This window comes from Synechococcus sp. MIT S9451 (assembly GCF_047304725.1).
In the GTDB taxonomy this organism is placed as follows: domain Bacteria; phylum Cyanobacteriota; class Cyanobacteriia; order PCC-6307; family Cyanobiaceae; genus Synechococcus_C.
Genome location: NZ_CP138971.1, coordinates 967,986 through 987,143, shown reverse-complemented (window position 1 = coordinate 987,143; position 19,158 = coordinate 967,986). Strand labels below are relative to the sequence as shown.

General features: G+C 61.8%; 17 protein-coding genes. 6 read left to right on the top strand and 11 right to left on the bottom strand.

What is annotated here, in order from left to right; all coding sequences use genetic code 11:
* Positions 1-2: 2 nt before the first annotated feature.
* Genes SIB72_RS05080 through SIB72_RS05065 form a run of 4 tightly spaced genes read right to left on the bottom strand, consistent with a single transcriptional unit; the run spans position 3 to position 3,849 of the window.
* Complete coding sequence (locus tag SIB72_RS05080; protein WP_413744824.1) at positions 3-1,508, bottom strand: hypothetical protein; 1,506 nt, start codon at positions 1,506-1,508, stop codon at positions 3-5.
* Entirely contained in the window at positions 1,505-2,755 is a 1,251-nt protein-coding gene (locus SIB72_RS05075; protein WP_413744823.1) for a CCA tRNA nucleotidyltransferase, read from the bottom strand. Before SIB72_RS05075 ends, SIB72_RS05080 begins: the two co-directional genes overlap by 4 nt.
* Positions 2,748-3,014 (bottom strand): hypothetical protein, encoded by a 267-nt coding sequence (locus SIB72_RS05070; protein ID WP_413744822.1) that lies wholly within the window; start codon positions 3,012-3,014, stop codon positions 2,748-2,750. The genes SIB72_RS05075 and SIB72_RS05070 overlap by 8 nt, the downstream gene beginning before the upstream one ends.
* Entirely contained in the window at positions 2,992-3,849 is an 858-nt protein-coding gene (locus tag SIB72_RS05065; RefSeq protein WP_413744821.1) for a hypothetical protein, read from the bottom strand. The genes SIB72_RS05070 and SIB72_RS05065 overlap by 23 nt, the downstream gene beginning before the upstream one ends.
* A gap of 146 nt (positions 3,850-3,995) precedes the next feature.
* Between SIB72_RS05065 and SIB72_RS05060 the strand changes: the two genes are divergently transcribed.
* Genes SIB72_RS05060 through SIB72_RS05050 form a run of 3 tightly spaced genes read left to right on the top strand, consistent with a single transcriptional unit; the run spans position 3,996 to position 6,407 of the window.
* On the top strand, positions 3,996-4,982 hold the full coding sequence (locus SIB72_RS05060; RefSeq protein WP_115118625.1) for a KpsF/GutQ family sugar-phosphate isomerase: 987 nt from the start codon (positions 3,996-3,998) through the stop codon (positions 4,980-4,982).
* Entirely contained in the window at positions 4,982-5,545 is a 564-nt protein-coding gene (locus tag SIB72_RS05055; RefSeq protein ID WP_413744820.1) for a KdsC family phosphatase, read from the top strand. Before SIB72_RS05060 ends, SIB72_RS05055 begins: the two co-directional genes overlap by 1 nt.
* Complete coding sequence (locus SIB72_RS05050; protein ID WP_413744819.1) at positions 5,538-6,407, top strand: sulfotransferase family protein; 870 nt, start codon at positions 5,538-5,540, stop codon at positions 6,405-6,407. Before SIB72_RS05055 ends, SIB72_RS05050 begins: the two co-directional genes overlap by 8 nt.
* A 4-nt stretch (positions 6,408-6,411) precedes the next feature.
* Here SIB72_RS05050 and SIB72_RS05045 read toward each other — a convergent pair whose 3' ends face one another.
* Entirely contained in the window at positions 6,412-7,227 is an 816-nt protein-coding gene (locus SIB72_RS05045; RefSeq protein WP_413744818.1) for a 3-deoxy-manno-octulosonate cytidylyltransferase family protein, read from the bottom strand.
* A complete protein-coding gene (locus SIB72_RS05040; protein WP_413744817.1) occupies positions 7,227-7,931 on the bottom strand; it encodes a hypothetical protein in 705 nt (234 codons plus the stop codon). The genes SIB72_RS05045 and SIB72_RS05040 overlap by 1 nt, the downstream gene beginning before the upstream one ends.
* Before the next feature lie 84 nt (positions 7,932-8,015).
* On the opposite strand from SIB72_RS05040, the gene kdsA reads away from it, so the two are divergent.
* Genes kdsA through SIB72_RS05025 form a run of 3 tightly spaced genes read left to right on the top strand, consistent with a single transcriptional unit; the run spans position 8,016 to position 12,488 of the window.
* Positions 8,016-8,867 (top strand): 3-deoxy-8-phosphooctulonate synthase, encoded by an 852-nt coding sequence (gene kdsA / locus SIB72_RS05035; RefSeq protein ID WP_413744816.1) that lies wholly within the window; start codon positions 8,016-8,018, stop codon positions 8,865-8,867.
* Between the two features lie 7 nt (positions 8,868-8,874).
* The gene (locus tag SIB72_RS05030; protein ID WP_413744815.1) at positions 8,875-10,707 is read left to right on the top strand and encodes a hypothetical protein; all 1,833 of its coding nucleotides are present in this window, start codon (positions 8,875-8,877) and stop codon (positions 10,705-10,707) included.
* The gene (locus SIB72_RS05025; protein WP_413744814.1) at positions 10,704-12,488 is read left to right on the top strand and encodes a hypothetical protein; all 1,785 of its coding nucleotides are present in this window, start codon (positions 10,704-10,706) and stop codon (positions 12,486-12,488) included. Before SIB72_RS05030 ends, SIB72_RS05025 begins: the two co-directional genes overlap by 4 nt.
* Here SIB72_RS05025 and SIB72_RS05020 read toward each other — a convergent pair.
* The 5 genes from SIB72_RS05020 to SIB72_RS05000 are packed head-to-tail and all read right to left on the bottom strand — an operon-like array spanning position 12,467 to position 19,157.
* Positions 12,467-13,330, bottom strand: a complete 864-nt coding sequence (locus SIB72_RS05020; protein ID WP_413744813.1) for a sulfotransferase — start codon at positions 13,328-13,330, stop codon at positions 12,467-12,469. The two genes, SIB72_RS05025 and SIB72_RS05020, sit on opposite strands and share 22 nt — an antisense overlap.
* The gene (locus tag SIB72_RS05015) at positions 13,327-14,445 is read right to left on the bottom strand and encodes a glycosyltransferase (RefSeq protein ID WP_413744812.1); all 1,119 of its coding nucleotides are present in this window, start codon (positions 14,443-14,445) and stop codon (positions 13,327-13,329) included. The genes SIB72_RS05020 and SIB72_RS05015 overlap by 4 nt, the downstream gene beginning before the upstream one ends.
* Positions 14,442-15,719 (bottom strand): glycosyltransferase, encoded by a 1,278-nt coding sequence (locus tag SIB72_RS05010; RefSeq protein ID WP_413744811.1) that lies wholly within the window; start codon positions 15,717-15,719, stop codon positions 14,442-14,444. The genes SIB72_RS05015 and SIB72_RS05010 overlap by 4 nt, the downstream gene beginning before the upstream one ends.
* Before the next feature lies 1 nt (position 15,720).
* Positions 15,721-16,899: a glycosyltransferase gene (locus tag SIB72_RS05005; protein ID WP_413744810.1), complete on the bottom strand. Its 1,179-nt coding sequence runs from the start codon at positions 16,897-16,899 to the stop codon at positions 15,721-15,723.
* Positions 16,896-19,157: a glycosyltransferase gene (locus SIB72_RS05000; RefSeq protein ID WP_413744809.1), complete on the bottom strand. Its 2,262-nt coding sequence runs from the start codon at positions 19,155-19,157 to the stop codon at positions 16,896-16,898. The genes SIB72_RS05005 and SIB72_RS05000 overlap by 4 nt, the downstream gene beginning before the upstream one ends.
* Position 19,158 lies beyond the last annotated feature (1 nt).

Here is a 19,158-nt window from a genome sequence, read left to right as displayed (position 1 = left end):
CGTCAGCGCTGCTCTGAATGTAGAGGTGTGACTAGGCGGCAACGCTGCACCTGGGCATAGGGCGAGGCACCGACGTCGGAGATCTCTGCCGTTTGGCAACGGTAGCCAGCACCTTCAGCCCGCCTCCGCAACACGGTCAGCCGCGGCCGCGCCCCCTTGGCATCTCCACTGTCTGCCAGCCAGAGGTGGTGCGGCAATGCATCTGAGACCAGCAATTGATCCAACTCTGAAGTCCCACCCCAGGAGCGCGCGGGCTGGGCCATCCGACCAGCCGCCACCTCCATCTGGTCACTGAGATTGAACAGCCGCTCGCGCCGGGAGAAGCGATGGGACTCTTGAGCCAAAGCACGACTGACCAGTTGAAACTGATCGGCTTCCCTCGCTCCATGGCCATTCAGCGACGGATCCAACTCAGAGAAGCTGTGCCACCACCAACTGCACAACAATGCCCCCAGGGCGACAAAGGCGCCAACCCGCCCGCGAGCGTTGAACGGCAACGCCGCCAGTCGCACCGCAAGCCAGGGCACGAACGCCGGCAACAGCACCACGAAATAACGGCTGAAAGCAAGCGGTTTCCAGAAGGAGATCATCAGCACAGCCACCACCATCAACATTGATGGGATCAAGCCACTGGAATCCGCTAAGCCGATCTTCTGCCCAGCGTGTTTTTCCTGCTTCGGATCAGCCAGCTCTCGCTGCAATCCAAAACAGGCAATTACAGCAGCCGCAAGCACCAATAGGGCAAGTTTGGGCAGAGGCCAGAACCCGAGTGCTCGAGCCAGGGTGTCTTCCAGGAGAGCGAAATCCGGTCGACCGATCCAGGCACCTGTGCCACTGCGCATCAGATAGGTCGATGCCTGCAGCATCCAGACCAGCGCAGGAATCAGTGCCAAGGCTGCGGTGAAGGCGGCACGGGGCCGTCGCTGCCAAGCATCCCAGCAAACGGTGGCGGCGAAGAGAAACAGACCGTAGTAGTGGGTGAGTGCCGCCAAGGCCACGCTGAGGCCATAGGCCAGCCATTGGCTGCGCTGACGCCACCACCAGGCCAGGGCCACGAGCAACACCAACAGGGCATACCCCTTGCCCTCGATTGCAAAACGCACGGGGTAAGGAGAGCAAAAGACCATCAGAGCCGCCGCGGCCAGCGCCAACCGTGGCCTTGCCCATGCCTGCTGGCGAGCCAAGGCACCTGCCTGGGCCGTGATCACCAAACCCCCGAACACATAGGCCAGCCAAGAAAAGAGGCGAAGCGTGACCGCTGAAGGCGGCAGCAACTGGCCCCATAACCAGATCAACGTGTAATAGAGGGGGGGATGCGTGTCCTGACGGAGCATCGCCAGCAAAGCCTCATAACTGGGCTGAAAACTTTTGCCGATGGTGTAAAGCTCGTCGCTCCACAAGCCAGTGGAATCAATCAGGGCCAGAGCTCTCAAAGCAAAGGCGCTGCCGATCAGCACCACCAAACTCGTCCCCCAACGCAGCAGACCAGGGCGCGATGACCTCGTCATCGCATCGCCTCCAATCGCTGCAAACGAGACCGACGCAGCGCCTCCCCCAATTGAGGGCCAGGCTGCAAGCCGGATGCGATCAACTCCCGGGCCGTCTGCGGCGGTTTCACATGGCGCCAGCGCCCCCACCAACGCAGCAACGGTCGCCAGCACGTTCCAGCCCGGGCCACCTCCAAGGCAACCACCTCCGGGCTCCACGGTTTCGCCTCCAGCGCTTCGCTCCATTGCGCAGCGCTCCAGCCTTGCCAAGGCTGTTGCAACACCTCCAGCGTCAACCAGTCTTGCAAGTGCTTCAGTTGCTCGAGCCAGCGTTGCTGTTGCAGGGGCAGTTGCAGGCGCTGGGCCAGGGCCAGAGGGGTCTGGCTAGCAGCGACGAACACGCACAACAACGGCAACCCCAAACGATCGGCCCTGTGCAAACGCCGCAGCAACAAGCCATCGCTCTGCAACTGCGAATCCAGCAAAGTCAGAGCGCCCCAGCTCTGCAAATGCATCAGCGCCTGACGCCAGGGTTCGCGGCCAAACAACACATCAAGCTCCATGCGCAGGCGCGTGCCGAGGGCCGGCGGCACAGCATCAGGCCTGTCTCCAGGGCGCCAGGACCAGGGCCACTCCGCCACGGTGCGCTGCAGCTGTTCGACCGCCTGCGGCGCCAGGCGAAAGTTGAGACGGGCGGCATAACGCGCTCCTCGGAACACCCGGGTGGGGTCGTCCTGCACACTTCCTGCATGTAGGAAGTTCAGCTGCCGGATTGCCAAGTCACTCTGACCGCCATGGAGATCAAGCAGCTCCGGTTCAGCTTCTGCCAGCGGCAGCACGAGGGCCATCGCATTCACGGTGAAATCCCGGCGGGCCAGGTCATCACACAACAGCCCGGGCTCGACCAACGGATTCTCCCCAGGCGCGGGATAGCACTCACGACGGGCACGGGCCAAATCCAATAACACTCCATCCAGCACCATCTCGACCGTGCCGAAACTGCCATGCACCCGAAGCTCCGACACCCGCGCCTCGCCGAGGCGCTGACGCAGAGAGGTCGCCAATTGCTCACTGCAGCCTTCCACCACCAGATCAAGGTCCGGGAGGCTCCGCCATGGTTCAAGGTGGTGGTGATGCAACAGAGCATCACGCACAGCGCCCCCCACTAAAGCCAGACGTAAACCACCGAGAAGACGGGCTTGCTCTTGTAAGGCGTCGAGCACGCTCTCCGGGATGCCAGGCAAATGCACAGGCGGTTGATCAGCCATCCGATCGCTCCATGCTGCCGCCTATCAAGGATTGATCACAGAGCTGGCGGAGTTGCAAAGCCAAACGCTCAAACTGAGCCGCCTCCAGAAAAGCCTGGCGTGCAGGGGAACAGACTCCACTCCCCAAGTCTGGATCGGCTTGGGCAGCCAGCAAACAGGCCTGAATCTGCTCGCACCAGAGCGGCGCCTCTGCCTTCAGTGGCAAATGCCAGATGCCATCCACACCGGACTGAAAGTCAGCGGCAAATCCTGTGGCCACTGAGAGCATCAAACATCCACTGACCAGACCCTCCAGAAAGGACACAGGCCCCCCTTCTTGGGCCGACACCGAGCAGACCCAGACGGGTCTGGCGATAAACCGCGCCGTAGTCGCTGTGGGGAGCATCGATCAGCTCAAGCGCAGCAGGCAGAGGATATTCACAGGCCTGCCAACCATTACCCAGCACAGCCACACGCAGGCCCTGGTGGCTCAGCAGACCAATCAGGTCACAAAGCAGCGCATAGCGCTTGCGCTGGTGGTAGTTGCTGTTGCTGGAACCTACGTAACGACCCACAAACAGCACATCAAAGCGACGCTGGGCCAGGGGCCGGCCAGGGAAAAACAAACGGGGGTCGTAACCGGCTGGAAAGCGATGCAAGCGCTCTGACTCCACCCCTTGCATCCTGAGCAACGCCTCCTCATGGGCATTGAGCGCCAGCACCCCATGCAGACGACTGAGATCAGGCAGACCAAGACCGATCCGCACATGACTCATGTAGAGGATCACGCGCTCCGCTGGAATGCCGTCTCGCAACAAGCGCGGGAGATGCCCTTGGAACATCACCAACACAAAGGCATCCGCGCCCTCCATCATTGACGCCAGGCTGTTGCGATCCGAGGCCACCAGCAGCTCAGGGGCCTCGCCATCTCGCCAAACGCTGGTGGCGGTGAGATCACGCCAGAGGAAGTCGAGGATCCAACCCTGAGACCCTCCGGTGAGATAAGCAATCAAGCGACGGGGACCGGTGCCGGCCAATGCGCACTGCACCAGCGGTGGTCTGCGCGGCGGGGCAGGGCAGCCCAAGGCAAGCCGCAGCAGAGCACGCAATCCCATTCAGCGATGACCCCTCACCCAACTGGTCCGCCCAGACTCCCTGGCCACAGACTTGAGAGCCTGGTTCACGATCACAGAGGAGCTGATCAGAAGCCTAGAGGCTGCCTCCAGGGCCCAGAATCAACGGAAGCTCCGCTGATTAGCCGTTGTCTGCCCTCACCCGCTGCCTGCAAGAGGAAGCAGCCGCTATCTCCGCCGCTGCCGATCGTCTCAGCAGCCATGAGGTGGAACAGGCGCTGAACCTTCTGGAGCAGTGCGCCGATCGCAAAGCGAAGCTGGTGATTACCGGCGTGGGCAAAAGTGGCATCGTTGCTCGAAAAATCGCCGCCACCTTCTCCTCGATCGGCCTCATGGCCCTCTATCTCAATCCCCTCGATGCCCTGCATGGGGATCTCGGGGTGGTCGCTCCTGACGATGTTTGCCTACTTCTCTCCAACAGCGGAGAAACAAGCGAGCTCCTCGAGGTCCTCCCGCATCTCAAGCGCCGAGGCACCGCCCGCATCGCTCTTGTAGGCAGGGCAGATTCCTCCCTAGCGCGTGGCAGCGATGTGGTGCTGGAGGCGGTCGTGGACCGAGAGGTCTGCCCCCTCAACCTCGCACCAACCGCCAGCACGGCGGTTGCCATGGCGATTGGTGATGCCCTTGCGGCGGTATGGATGGAACGACGAGGTATCTCGCCCGCCGACTTCGCCATCAACCATCCAGCGGGCTCGCTTGGCAAGCAGCTCACCATGACCGTGGCAGATCTCATGGTGCCGGCCACCAAACTTCCCGCCCTGCAACCCACAACCCCCCTACCGGAGGTGATCAGCCAGCTCACCCAGGGAGCGATTGGCAGTGGCTGGGTCGAAGATCCCACCAAGCCTGGATGTCTGGCGGGCCTGATCACGGACGGTGACCTACGCCGAGCTTTGCGAGATCACAGCAGTGATGCCTGGGCCAGCCTCAAGGCCACCGACCTGATGACAGTCGATCCGATCACGGTGACGGCCGAGTTGATGGCGGTCGAGGCCATTCAGCGGATGGAGCACAACCGCCGCAAACCGATTTCGGTACTGCCGGTGGTGCATCCTGACGGCACGTTAGATGGATTGCTTCGCCTCCATGACCTGGTGCAGGCAGGGCTGGCCTGATGAGAGCACTGCTGCGCTCCCTTCAATGGCGACGCCAGCGCCAAGCCCTGGGCCAGATCGAACTACTGGTCATGGATGTGGACGGTGTGCTCACCGACGGCGGCCTTTGGTTTGATCCCAACGGTCTGCTGCAAAAACGCTTTGACGTGCGAGACGGGTTGGGCATCCGCCTGCTGCAACAAGCCGGGTTGCAATTGGCCTTCCTCAGTGGCGGCAAAGGCGGCGCCACGGAAGTACGAGCACGGCAGCTGGGGATCAACCACTGCATGGTGGGCATCAAAGACAAACCCGCCGCCCTCGAGCGACTACAAAAGCAGCTCAATGTCACCGCCGCGGTCACGGCCTTCATCGGAGATGACCTCAATGATCTGGCCGTGCGCCATCAAGTGGGGCTACTGGTGACCCCATCAGATGCCTGTCGCGCGGTTCAATATCAAGCCGATGCTGTACTCAAGAGCCGCGGCGGCCATGGGGCCGTTCGCGAGCTGGCCGAGTACATCCTCAAGGCGAAAGGGCTCTGGAAGGAACTAAGCCGCAATGGCTGGAGAGACCGCAATGACTGACGGTTGCCCGCAGACACCAGGCGTCTTTCTACTGGGGGTCGGTGCCCAGAAGGCCGGAACCTCCTGGCTGTATCAACAACTGCACAGCCGCCGTGATGCAGATTTCGGCTGCCTGAAGGAGTATCACGTCCACGACGCTCGCACCGTGCCGGAACTGGCCCGGTTCCGCAACATCCGGATCCAGCCCAAACAACCCAAAACCTGGATTCAGCCCCGCAGCTGGCTACGTCAGTGGTTCATCCACAACCCCGAGCGCTACACCGACTATTTCGCCTGGCTGTTGACGCGCCCCCACCTCAGGGGAGCTCAGATCCACCTCACTGGCGACATCACCCCCTCCTATGCCCTGCTCAGCGCAGAGACCCTGCAAGAAATCAAAACCAGCTTTGAGCAGCGTGGCATTCCTGTAAAACCAGTGTTCCTGATGCGCGATCCAATCGAGCGCATCATCTCCAGTCAGCGCATGAAACTGCGCAAGCAAGGCCTCCGAGATGCCGGCTTGGAAGTGGAGACCCTGCGGAAGAGAGTGGCCAAAGGGCGAGGTCTACGCAGCAACTACGGCCAGACCCTCGATGCACTCGATCAAGCCTTCGGGTTAGAGCACTGCTTCATCGGTCTCTTCGAAACCCTGTTCACCCCTAAGACCTACGCCGACCTCTGCCGCTATCTGACAATCCCCTACCAGGAACCGGCGTGGACTGAGAAGGTGAATGTGAGTGCCACGGCCACGGTGATCCCCGATGACCTGCTTGCCCAGATAGGCCAGCTCCAGGCCAAGGATCTACAAAGGGCCACCAAAGTGCTTCCCGCTCTCGATTTCAATCACCTGTGGCCCACCGCCAGCCGCTGGTGCAAAGGGTGAGTCCTCAGCCGTGAGACGCCATCTGCCGGGCTTGCTCCAGCTGCTCCGCAGTATCCACCGACAACGACGTGCCTTCCACCGAGAAGGTAGCGATCGTGTGACCAGCTTCGATCAAGCGCAACTGCTCAAGCCGCTCTAAATCCTCAAGAGGCGAGGCAGGCAACTGATCCCAAGCAGCGAGCACATCGCCGCGGAAGCCATACATGCCCACATGGCCCCAGTAGTGGGTGTGCTGATGCCAAGCGGCGGGATCAACATCGCGAACGTGAGGGATGGCGGAGCGTGAGAAGTAGAGAGCCCGACCGTCATGGGCCAATAGGGTCTTCACCACAGCTGGGTTATGGATAGTGTCGGGTTTAAGCCGGTACACCGGTGTGACAACAGCTGGCACCGGATCGAGCCGCACAAATTCGGTCGCCATCGCACTGACCACTTCAGGATCAAGGAACGGCTGATCCCCCTGCACATTGATCACCGCCGTGCTGACCAAACGCTCAGCTCGAGTGGGGAGATCCCAGCGATCAGCCACCTCACCCCAAGCCATCGCCACCAGCTGATCAGCCACCGACGCGATCCGCTCACTGCCGGAACTGCAATCTTCTGACGTCATCAACACAGGGAAACCCCAGCCTTCTGCCAGAGCCTGCAAACGCTGGCTATCGGTGCACAGCACCACAGCCGCAGGCCCATTGGCCTTGGCGCATTGCTCCAGCACCCGCTGAATCATCGGCTTGCCACCGATGTCGGCCAGCACCTTGTCGGGCAGACGGGAGGAGGCCAACCGCGCCGGCACAGCGACCACAGAACGCTGAATCGTCATCAGTCCCACAGCTTCATGGCGTCATCTCTGGCGGAAAACCACTCAGCCGCCAAGGGACCTCCCATCGTGCGCTGCTCTCGGAACCAGGGTCCACCCAGAGTCCAATGCAGCATCGGCGATGCCTCCTCGGTCTCTGGTGGTGATTGCACATCAACGAGGTGATTCCAACCGCCATCAAGAGCACCGATCTCATGGTCACCTTCCAGCCAATAAAAGCGGTGCAGCTCCAGACCAGAGGCAGTATTCACGTAATCAACTGTGAGCTTGGTGCAACGGCTGCAGTTGAGCAGCATCAACGAGCTCCAGTTCTTCTTGGGGTAAGCGCTCTGCACCTCCCCGAGAAATTTCACCGTCTCCCCAGGCACGTGTTCGTGCTGCACACACATGGCGCCGTAGCGGTCATCCCGCTGATCCCAGAGCGCCTTGATGTCGGCGCGGCAAAGCATGTCGCAATCCATGAACAGCGCCCAGCCCTGGTAGCCCATCAGATGGGGCACCAGAAAACGGGTGAATGAAAAGGCCGTGCTCTGCTTTGGATCGCGCTCGCGCCGATACAACCCCTGGGCCTCCAGCTGCGGGGTCACCAGCGGCGTGATCGCCAGTGGCATCGAACTGTGCTGATACAGGCTGTCAATCAGCACATTGGTGGCCGCACGCTCACGCGGGTCGTATCCGATAAAAATCGGGATCGGAGCGATCGCCATTCGCCTGCACCAGGGCCAATGGAGGCAGCCTAAAGCCGCTCCAGGGGCCAGCCCTAGGCTTCAATCCACCTGAGCTCCACCCCCATGGCCGCCCGCAGCGTTGCGTTGGGCAACATCCACTTCGCCAACGATGCACCTTTCGTACTCATCGGTGGAGTCAACGTGTTGGAGTCGCGCGACTTCGCTGTTGATGTGGCCGGCCACTACAAATCGGTGTGCCAAGCCCTGGGCATTCCCCTGGTGTTCAAGGCCTCCTACGACAAGGCCAACCGCTCATCGATCCATTCCTATCGGGGCCCGGGCCTAAAGGACGGTCTCCAGATGCTCCAAGCGGTGAAAGACACGCACGGCATTCCGGTGATCACCGACGTGCACAGCCCGGAGGAGGCAGCACCGGCCGCTGCCGTGTGCGACATCATCCAGCTGCCGGCCTTCCTCGCCCGCCAAACCGACCTGGTAGAGGCGATGGCCCGCACCGGAGCCGTGATCAACATCAAGAAACCCCAGTTCCTCAGCCCATCGCAGATGGCGAACATGGTTGAGAAGTTTCGGGAATGCGGCAACGAGCAGCTTTTGATCTGCGAGCGCGGCAGCAACTTCGGCTACGACAACCTCGTGGTGGACATGCTCGGCTTCGGGGTGATGAAGCGGTGCTGCAGCAACCTGCCGCTGATCTTTGACGTGACCCATGCCTTGCAGTGCCGCGACCCAGGTGGTGCCGCCTCAAGTGGCAGGCGCAGCCAAATCATGGACTTGGCCAGAGCGGGCATGGCCGTGGGCCTGGCGGGGTTGTTCCTGGAATCCCATCCCAATCCCGACAAAGCTCGCTGCGATGGCCCCAGTGCCCTGCCCCTGGAGCAACTGGAGGCCTTCCTCACCCAGGTGAAAGCCATCGATGACGTGGTGAAAGCAATGCCCGCGCTTGAGATCAACTGAACCATCGATGAACACTGACGACAGCCGTCGGCCGCTGCCCCTTCTGGCCTGGATCAATACCATCGCCAGCGTGCTGATCGGCCTAGGGCTCGGCGGCTGGCTGTGGCTGATGCAACACCGCAATCTCTTGCCCTCACCAGAGGTGAGCGCGGGTAAAACGCTGCTCAAGCAATACCAAGCCACCTCCCACGACCTGTTTCTGGCGCTGCTGGCCCTCAGTGTGCTCACGCTGGTGGTGCTGATCCGCCGTGCCCAGCATCAGCAAGAGCATTCCCAAGGAACAACCGACCAAACATCGCGGCCCAACCAGCTACTGCGCTTCACCCGTCAGCACCCCCTGGTGCTCGCTCTGTTCGCCGGCTACACGGTGGCGATGGTGCAGGGCACCACCTGGATGTATCCCGAACTGGTGGGCTGGTTCAAGGACATCCCCGAAGAGCATCTCCTCAACAACTTCTCGTTCCGCCACGACTTCCTGCGCGAAACGATGCGACGCGACGACTACCGCTTCTTCCCGCTCGCCCATCAAGATCTGCACATCCTCAGCTGGTTCACCGGTTACGTGAAGGTGTGGATGCTGGTGAGCGCCGCTGAGCTGTTCACCATCGTGGTGGTGAGTGCCCGGTTTGTACGCAGGCTCAGTGGACGTACCCAGATTCCGGCGCTGCTGCTGATCACCAGCTTGCTGCTGTTATTCCATCCCGCCACCGGGATGGCCTTCTTTCAGTTCTCCTATTGCGAACGCTTCCTCACGTTCGTCCTTGCCCTCTACTGCGGCGCCTATCTGCACCATCACCAGCACCGCGACAAGGCTTCGTTTTATGCCGCCCTACTTTTCGGTCTCATTGGCATCTTCATCAAAGACATCGCCGTGGTGCTGTTCGTGGTGCTGTTCGTGGTGCCGCCCGCGGTGATGCTGATCGCTGGCAGCCTGGGGTTGGTGGAGGGCCGTCCCAGCTGGACCAGCAGCTCACGAGCGGAATGGGTAGAGGCCTATCGCCTCGAGCTCTGGCTTTGCTCCCTGGCTCTGATCTTTCTGCTGGCCTATGTGGTGCTCTCCCTGCTGCCCAGCGCCTTTGCCAACAAGGGCTCCTACAACAAAAACAAGGGCTTCCTGTTCGCCCCCGACTGGCGCTTCTGGTGTCTGATCGGCTTTTGCCTGGTTCGCGCCGCGTCCATCAGCCTGGGGCGCAGCCGCGTCACCCTGCTGGATGGTCTCAACCTGGCAGCTCTGAGTTATGGCGCCGGCTTACTGGTGTTGATCGGCTTTGAGTCGCACAAGTACCTCAGCCTGCCCGTGCAATGGGTGACGGTGCTGGATCTTTGCTTCGTCTGGACCTGTTGGATCAGCCCTGCGCTTGAGCGTCGCAGCTCAGCAAGGCTGGCTGGTGCTGTCGGATCGGCGGTCGTGCTGGGAAGCATCGGTCTCGACCACCTCCAGCCGCCAAACGTCGCGGCCAGCGTGAGCACCATCAAGGTGCGTCAACAGTCGTGGCTGGAGGCATACCAAGCCATTGATGCCACCACTGCTCCGATCCGCACCCAAGGCGAAGCCATCAACCTGATCTACAGCAAACAATCGTGGTTCTCGGCCAAACGCCACCTTGGCCGCCTTCGCTTTGATCGCCTGATCGAATTCGACCCGCAGCGCAACCGCTTCAGCGTCGAGGAAGGCACAGGCAAAGGCGAGCCCTACACACCCCAAGTGGGCGATCTGCTGTTCACGATCGACAAAGACGCCAGCACGCTTCAACCGCTGCTCGAACGCTGGCCCACCCAACTGCTCTACCAAGACAACAACGGCCAGAAGAACGGCCGCATTTTCCGGATTCAGCCATGACGATGGCCATGGTGAACCGGCTGATGCTTTGGCTGGCGCGGATCTCCGGCGGAGTTCTGCTGATCGGGCTTGGCTTGTGCAGTTGGCTCGTGCAACACCGTCTGCAACTCCCTGATCCCCTGCTCCCCGAAGGATCTGCACTACTGGAGAACTACAACGGCCTGGCCCACGAACTCTGGCTGGTGGTGCTGCTGCTTCTGATCGGCCTCCTGATTCTGGCCATCAATCAAGCTCCTGCTCCAGCAGAGGCATCGAGCCATCCCAACAGCCTGCTCAGCCAGGCCTGGACGTTCATCCGTCGCCACCCGATCGCCTGCGGTCTGCTGACCGTCTACGCGCTGCTGATGGTGAGCGAGAGCAGCTGGTTTTACAAGGAGATCGTCACCTGGTTCGACGACATCCACAACGGTCTGCTCGTCGACAACTTCAGCCCTCGGCCCAGCTTCATCGGTGAAGCGATGGGCCGCAACGACTTCCGCTTCTTTCCCCTCTCCCACCAGGACCTGCACATCCTCAGTTGGTTCACGCCCTATCCCAAGGTGTGGGCACTGATCAGTGCCGCCGAACTCGTGGCCACCATTGGCCTGAGCGTGGCCGTGGTGCAGCAAAGCCTCAGGCCCACCAAACCTCAAGCTGCCAAGGCTCCCGCAGTCCTACTGATCGGCTGCAGTCTTTATCTGTTCACCAGCTCAGCGGCCTACAACTATTTCCAGTTCATCTACAGCGAAAGGCTTCTCAGCCTGCTGCTGGCGCTGTTCGCCTTTCACTGGCTCCAGCATCGCCAAACAGGAGACCGTCGCTCCGCCCTACTGGCCCTGATCTGGGCCCTGATCGGCAGCTTTCTCAAAGACACCGCCATCGTGTTGTTCGTGGTGCCAGCGATGGCGTCCTTGCTCACCCATCCACCACGCCAATGGACAAATCAGAGGCGACTGGAACTCAACCTGCTCTGCCTGGTGCCCTTTTTTCTGGCGAGTGCCACCTGGTTGAGCCTGCTGCCGAGCCTTTACCTCGGCGTTCAGCGCTACGACTCCAGCCTGCGGTTCTCCGCCTTTGAGCTCGACATCCGCACCTTTGTGGTGCTGATCTTCATCGTGGTGCGTCTGGTCCAGTGGAGCCGCCAGCGCAGCGACTTCTCGTTCTCGGTGATCGACGGCCTCAACCTCGGAGCCCTCGCCTATGCCCTGGCCCTATGGGCCCTGGTGGGATTCAAAAGCACCAGCTATATGGCGCTGCCGGTGAATTTGGTGGCGGTGATCGACCTGCTGATGGTCTGGGCCGTGGTCATCAGCCCGTGGCTGCTGAGCCGTTCCAGCCGCAGGATCACCGGGGCCATCGGCATGGGCCTCAGCCTCTCGATCGTGGCGGTGGAACACCGTTTCGCCCATCACTTCCAAGAGCGCTTCACCTCAATCCGCAACACCCAACGCTCCTGGCGCGCCACCTTTGATCAAGCCCAGGTCCTGGCGCGCCAGACCAAGCGGCGCGGTGAGCCGGTAAACCTGATCTTCTCGAAGTCGTGGTTCAAACACTCCGACTACCTGCGCACCCTCCCCTATGACCGCTTGATCTACCTCGACCCCGATACTGGCCTCAGCAAGGTGATCGATGGCATCGGCCGGGGCGAGCGTTATCAAGCGCAGCCGGGAGACCTGCTGTTGGATCTCGACTCAGGCAAGAAGCTCAAGAAATACGGCATTGATCTCAGTGGCTACCGGCAGATCTACAACTTCGATCCCGCCGTCAGCAACGGCCACATCTACCGGCGAGAAGTGGAGTAAACCAGCCGCCGATTGAGGGCCGCCAGGGGCGGCCAAGCCAAGGCGAGCTGGGCGATCCCGGCCCCATGGCTCATCCAAGCAGCGTCGTAGTGAATCGCCGCCCCTTTCTCGGCATCGAAGCGCACACGATTACCCGAGAGGATGTGGCTACCCGACTGAGCCACCGGAGCCAGCATCGCAGGAGCGAAATCCAGCTCCAACCAGTCACAGAGGCGACGCAAACTCTGCTCCGGCCGCAGGGCCAGCTCCTCGTAGCCGAGACGGAACACTGGCTTCCCGCACCTCTGCAGCTGCCGTTCATGGCGTGCACTAAGACGCCACCAGCGCAGCAAAGGCTGAAGACCAGGCAGCCAGCGACCCCTTTGACGACCATCGCGAGAGCGGGAATGCACCCAACTGCGCACATCCCTCGTGAGATGAATCACCCGGATCTCCAGAGCCGGATCCTCAAGCAAGGGCAGCACGAAATCGTCTTGATACGACTCCACCACCCATGAATTCATTCCTGGACCAGCCGCTGAGGGTTCGAGCGCCGCCAGCAAACGCTTGAGCTTCGCGGGTAGGGGTTGATCGTCATGGGCGGGGAGCCAGCGCAGGATCGGCCCCCACACTGGGCAGGCATCTGCCACCAGGCCGCAGGTGCAATGGCGCTGATAACGCAGATCCCCGCGCAACTGGGCGGGCCCACGGTGGCTGTCTTTGGCTGCAGGTTTCTCCAGCAATCGCACCGCCTCACCCAGCCCAGTGATCTGGGGATGGGCACCCAAGGCCAAGTCGAGAATCGTGGTGCCGCTATGACCCAAGCCCCGGATCAAAAGAAGCCGTTGTTTGCCGCCGCTCATGCAACCCTCTCCGCCTTGGCATGGGTCTGGATCAAAAAGCGACTGAGATCCTCCAGATGCTGCTCCAGGGTGAACCCCTGCTCCACATGGCAACGGCCTGCAGCGCCGAACTGGGCGCACAACGTTGGATCCTGAAGCAACCGTTCGATCGCCTCGGCCATTCCCCTCACATCGCCTTCCTCCACCAGCACGCCGGTCTTGCCATCGATCACCACCTCAGGGATCCCGGCGTGGCGCGTGGCCACCACCGGCAAACCACTGAGTTGCGCTTCCATCACCGCCACGGGATTGCCCTCACTGTCGCCATCCGCTGCCACCAGGGAATGTTGGACGAACACCCGCACTTGCCGCATCAAGACCGCCACATCAGCCTGACTGTGCACACCGAGGAAACGGATCCGCGGCCCCAGATCCAGCTGCTCCGCCAAGGCTTTCGCTTCCGCCAGTAACGGCCCCTCCCCCACCATCCAGAGCTGGCCCTGAGGCTGGGCAGCAAAGGCACGGATCGTGTGCAACGGGCCCTTCTTGGCCACAAAGCGCCCCACCGATAGACAGACAGGAGGCGCCGCTGCCGGCTCACTGCTGTGGAACAGGTGGGCATTCGCTCCGGATGCACTGATCAAGATGCGATCTGCAGGCGCGCCCAACGCCTGCAGTGTCTCGGCCATGGGCTGGGATTTACAGATCAATCCTTCCGCCAAACCCATCAAGCGGCGGTAGCGGCCGCGCAACACACCGAGTTTGCTCTGCGCAGAGAGGTCCGAGCCGCGGAAATGCACCACCAGGGGCACCGCCATCACCGGGGCCGCCTCCATCACCCGCACGGCATGGAAACCAAACTCCGCCAAGACCAGATCGGGCCGATGGCGGGCGATCAAGCCTCGAGCCACCATGGCTGCCGGCCAACCCGCCAGGCGCAACAGTCCTAGGCGCGTGCAGACCTTGCTCAACATCACCGCCAGGCCATAGGCCAGGCGAGCCGGTTGGTTCCAAGGGCGTTCATCACCGAAGTAGGCCTGCACCTCGAACGGCAACCCCGCCAGATTGGCGCGCACGAAGGTTTCCGATGCCGCCCTGCGGGTGGGGGCAAACACCAGCAACCGTTGCAGGGTCATGGCTGATCCACCAACGACTCCCAGATCGGACCGACCACAGGCCAATCCAACTGGCGCAAGGTGTCTCGCGCCGCAGCGCCTAAGCGCTCCCGCAACTCGGGATCAGCCCCCAAGCGATCAAGGGCTTCGGCCAGGGCGAACGGGTCATCGCTGGGGACCACCAATCCGCTGACACCGTCCTCCACCACCTCCAGCGGCCCGGGCGACGCATCAGTGACCACCACCGCAAGTCCCGCGGCCATCGCTTCCAACAAAGCATTCGGCATGCCCTCGAAGCGGGAGGGCAACACAAACACGCCGGCCTGCAAAAGAAACGTCTGCGGATCCGAGCGAAAACCGAGGAACTGCACCCGCTCCTGCAAACCGGCCTGCTGCACCTGCTGCTCCAACGCCTCCCGTTCCGGCCCATCCCCCACAAGGGTCAGCGTCCAGTTCCGCGCCGCGCCAGCGGTTTGAGTTAGAGCGCGAATCAGCACATCGATGCCCTTTTGCGGCACCAGCCGCGCCACGGTCACAAACCCTTGGCGATCTCCAGCCGACCCCACCGCAGCAGGCACCACCGGCATGGGAAGCGGGTTGGGAAGTAACGCCAGCTGACGGGCCTGGAACAACGGCACCAGGCTGTCCATCACCCCAGCCGTGTTGGCCGTGAGCACGTCCGCCCTTCGGTAGAGCAAGCGGCGAAAGCGCGGCCAGGGGAACGGCAACTGTTGCTTGCGGAGGTCATTCCGTTCCGACACCACCAAATGACAATCTCGCCACCACAGGGCACTGCAGATCCGCATGTTGGTGCGGCTGAGAAATGACACCACCCGTGTGGGGCAGTGGCGATGCAGCAACCGCTCCAGCTCCCAGGAGGGCGGGCCGTCAATCCCATTCACACACCAGCGCAGCAGCTGAGAGCGCCAGTGGCGCTGGCCGGGCTGCACTGGCTCCAGCACCCCCAGCAGAGGCCCCATCAAAAGACGTGCAAGCAAGCGATGCAGCCGTCGCTTCGGGGCCAGAAAGCGGCGACCGCGCGCCAAGAGGGAACGGTTCCAGTGATCCCGCTTCCAGAGAGCATCCACCGCAGGCGCAAGATCGGTGACCAACAGCCCCTCTGGGATCGCATGGGCTTGGGCAGGACCGGGCAGCATCGTCACCAGGCGCACGCGCCAGCCTTTGGCCATAAAAAAGCCGGCCGCAAGCAACGCCACTTTCTGAGCTCCTCCAGGTCCCAAGTGAGGCAACACCAGCCAAAGGTCATCGGCGTTCTCTTGCGCGGCTTGCTGCATGTCAGTTCGCTGCCGCCTCCTGCATCACGCGTTCAAGAGCTTGCATCAACCGCTGTTGCAACGCCGCTGGGGCATACACCTCTCGCACGTCCACCGCTTGCGCGGCTAAGCGTTGCCGCTCCCCAGCATCCGCCAACAAGCCCGTCAGCACCTGCAGCCATTGGGCATCAGATGCCGTATCAGGCATCAAACGACCGTTCACGCCGTCTTGAATCAGATCAGCAGGCCCCTGAGGGCAATCGGCGGCCACGCAACAGCACCCCGCGGCCATCGCCTCCAACAACACATTGGGGAACCCCTCGTAGCGGGAGGAGAGCACAAAGAGCTGAGCTCGCGCGTACCAATCTGCCAAGTTGCCGACTCGGCCAGGGAAATGCAACCGCGCCTGCAAATCAGGCTGATCAACCAGCAAGGTGCGCAGATCCGCCTGCTGATCGCGGCCGTGATACGGCGCATCATCTAAGCCCACGATCACCAACTGCAGCCGGGCATCCGCCTGCGCCAGAGACATCCACCAACGCACCAGACGATCGAAACCCTTCTGATCCGCTTTGGTGCCCACAGCCAACAGCAAAGGATCGGAGGCCTGGCAGCCGCGTTGCGCAAGCCAGTGCTGAGGCTCAAGGCTGGGATGGAAACGGGTCAAAGGCCACTGCACGGGATTGGGCAGCAACAACTGGCGATGGGCGCCCAGATGGGCTGCCATCCAGGTCCCAACAGCACGGGTCTGAACCAGGTGGAGAGCCGCCCAGGGATAACTGAGCCGGCGCAGCCCACTCCAGAGCCGTCCAATCCGCTTCAGCGGGGGATAGTTGCGCTCCGACACCACACAAGGCACTCCCAACAGTCGCGCTGCAAAGAGCAACTTGATGGCTGGAAGCGACGTGACGCCAATCGCAAGCCCCACGTTCTGATCATCCAGCCAGCGCTGCAGACGCAGCACCCGGAAAGGGAATGCCAACAGGCCCAACCGCCGCATCCAGGAGGCATCCGCAGGCTCCACCGCCCGCACCACGCCAGCGGGCAGTGGATAAAAATCCCAGCTGACGGGCTTGCGGGTCAGCACCAAGGGCTGCCATCCCGCCTGATGCAGCCAACGGGCCCAGGTCAGGGTGACCCGTTCGGCCCCTCCGAGTTTGAGGCTGTCGATGTAAAGCACCACGCGCCTCGGGGGACTCAAAGCGGCACTCCAGCGAGATAGGGCCTGAACAGAGGCAACACATGGTTCAAACGCTCCTGACGAATCGCTTCACTGGCCAGCTCCCGTTCGCTCTTGAGCATGAGCAACATCAGGCTGGGCAGCGCCTCCTCAGCCGCTACTACCGGTTGGCCCTGCAGCTGAGCGTGCTCCAAGCGCTGCACCCTCTCCAGCACAGCATCGGCAAAACCGCGGTGATTCTCCTGGGCCGATTGCTGGTCAAACAGGCCGCGATGGCAGTGGTGGTGTAAGCGCTCAATCACGCGTGCTGTGCGTTGCATCAGCGCGGAATCACGCTGAGTCCACGCTTCCAACACGTTGATCAACAACACCCGCAGGATATTGCGGGTGAGCCGATAGGAGGTATCGGCATCAATCGCTTCCAAATCCAACCGCTCGGCCCAGTCCAGGCAGCGCCGGCCCAGGACCGCCAGGTCGTCAAACTGTTGCAGCCCAAGCTGTAAGCGCAGAAGCGTGGCGTAGCACGACACCAACAGCTTGCTGCGGTTACGGCGATTCGAACGCAAGCACAGAAGTGTGCCGGGATCCTGCTCGAGAGCGGAGGCCATCGCAGCAATCGCCAGGGCCGACTGGCGCATGCGCGCTTCATCCTTCACATCCACGCAGCGATGCGCCAACACCACCTGGCAGTAGTTGAGGGCATAGAGAGGGAGCACCGTGCTGGTGACCAGTTCCTCAAACAGCAACACCTGCTCATAACGCTCCGATGGGCGATTGCCACGGCGAAACAACAGCTGCTTGAGCTCCCCCACATGGCCATAGCCATGCCAGAGCTGCTCCATCACCAATCGGGCCTGGCGGTACTCGCCGCAGCGCACGAGCGGTAATACGAGCCCTCCTTTCAGAAGGCAATCGCCCCATCGGCTCTTGGCTAGCCCCTGCAGCACCTTCACTGCAGCACGAGGGTGGCCGGCACGCATCAGGCGATGACTGATGGCCACCAACACCCGACTGCCAAGGCCTCTCACCAAGAGCCCTAAACGCTGAAGCAACGAAGGCTCGATGCCCAGCGGATCAGATTGATTGCGCTGGGCTTCCGCCAGAAGGCCCACACGATCCAAATAGGCCAACATCGAAGCGGTGCGCGCTTTATAGGTCTGGGTTGCCGCCCGCTCCAGACGCTGCTGGAGGCTCGGACCGTCTCCTGCTAAGGCCGCCTGGATCGATTGCTCAAACATCGTTGTCTCAGGCGGGCACAGCCAGGCCACATCACCGTGAGCATCAAGTGCCGGAATCGCGGTGGCCACCACCGGCAGGCCCGACGAGAGGTATTCGAAAAACTTCATCGGGAACATGTGGCGGGTGTAGCCATTCAGCTGCAACGGCAGCAGAGCCAAGTCGGCATGCGCCAGCCAGCCAGGCAACTCGCCGTAAGCCACAGATCCCACCAACTCCACGTTTGGGCAAGCCTTCAGCGCAGCCACATCAGTGGAGGGATCGCACTCCCCCACAGGGCCGATCAGCACAAACGTCCATTCGTGGTGGCGCTGGGCGAGCTGAAGCAGCAAGGCCAGATCGAGCTTGTAAGCATCGATCGCCCCCATGAACAAAAGCCTCGGCCGGGGGAGCGCCTGAAGTCGCTCAGGACAAAGCAAAGGGCCGTTGTCATCGCCCAGGCGGGCACGACTGAAATGGGAGTGGTCCGCCACATTGCCAAACAACAGGGTGTGGTGGTTCGAGTGCTTGTGACTGATCTGCAGTTGCGGCGATGTGGCAAACACCACATCCACAGCACGCGACAGAGCCTGCTCATTGGCCTCGATGCGCGCCACGGGCATCCCGGGCTGATCCTGAATGCGATCAACGCAGTGATACACGCTGCCCGCGAAGCTCTCGGGGTCGAGATAAAGGGTGGTGAGGGGGTTGTAGGTCCAGAGGATCGGGTTGCTGAAGCCCAACCAACGGCAAGCCAACTCGAGCCCGCCTTGCAGAAACTGGCGATTGAGCTTGAGAGCCGTGCCGCTGTGGCCACCAGGCAACACAGGTGGCGACCATACCCACAGCCGTTCACGCCGGTGACGGGGGAGTTGCAGCAATCGCCGAAGACGCCGGACGATGCGTGTGCGATCAGCAGAGCCCACCCGCGGCGGGCGAATGCCGAGCGATTCCACATAAAGCACGCGGTGTCCAGCCTCCGCCAAAGACAGTGCGGTGTGCTGCTTGTTCGTCCAGAGCGGATGGTCCCAGTCTGCAGTGGCGAGAACGATGAAATCCGCCATT

Coding starts and splice junctions, on each gene's coding strand:
- SIB72_RS05080 (WP_413744824.1), bottom strand. CDS start 1,508: ATGACGAGGTCATCGCGCCCTGGTCTGCTGCGTTGGGGGACGAGTTTG.
- SIB72_RS05075 (WP_413744823.1), bottom strand. CDS start 2,755: ATGGCTGATCAACCGCCTGTGCATTTGCCTGGCATCCCGGAGAGCGTG.
- SIB72_RS05065 (WP_413744821.1), bottom strand. CDS start 3,849: ATGGGATTGCGTGCTCTGCTGCGGCTTGCCTTGGGCTGCCCTGCCCCG.
- SIB72_RS05055 (WP_413744820.1), top strand. CDS start 4,982: ATGAGAGCACTGCTGCGCTCCCTTCAATGGCGACGCCAGCGCCAAGCC.
- SIB72_RS05050 (WP_413744819.1), top strand. CDS start 5,538: ATGACTGACGGTTGCCCGCAGACACCAGGCGTCTTTCTACTGGGGGTC.
- SIB72_RS05045 (WP_413744818.1), bottom strand. CDS start 7,227: ATGACGATTCAGCGTTCTGTGGTCGCTGTGCCGGCGCGGTTGGCCTCC.
- SIB72_RS05040 (WP_413744817.1), bottom strand. CDS start 7,931: ATGGCGATCGCTCCGATCCCGATTTTTATCGGATACGACCCGCGTGAG.
- kdsA (WP_413744816.1), top strand. CDS start 8,016: ATGGCCGCCCGCAGCGTTGCGTTGGGCAACATCCACTTCGCCAACGAT.
- SIB72_RS05030 (WP_413744815.1), top strand. CDS start 8,875: ATGAACACTGACGACAGCCGTCGGCCGCTGCCCCTTCTGGCCTGGATC.
- SIB72_RS05025 (WP_413744814.1), top strand. CDS start 10,704: ATGACGATGGCCATGGTGAACCGGCTGATGCTTTGGCTGGCGCGGATC.
- SIB72_RS05020 (WP_413744813.1), bottom strand. CDS start 13,330: ATGAGCGGCGGCAAACAACGGCTTCTTTTGATCCGGGGCTTGGGTCAT.
- SIB72_RS05015 (WP_413744812.1), bottom strand. CDS start 14,445: ATGACCCTGCAACGGTTGCTGGTGTTTGCCCCCACCCGCAGGGCGGCA.
- SIB72_RS05010 (WP_413744811.1), bottom strand. CDS start 15,719: ATGCAGCAAGCCGCGCAAGAGAACGCCGATGACCTTTGGCTGGTGTTG.
- SIB72_RS05000 (WP_413744809.1), bottom strand. CDS start 19,157: ATGGCGGATTTCATCGTTCTCGCCACTGCAGACTGGGACCATCCGCTC.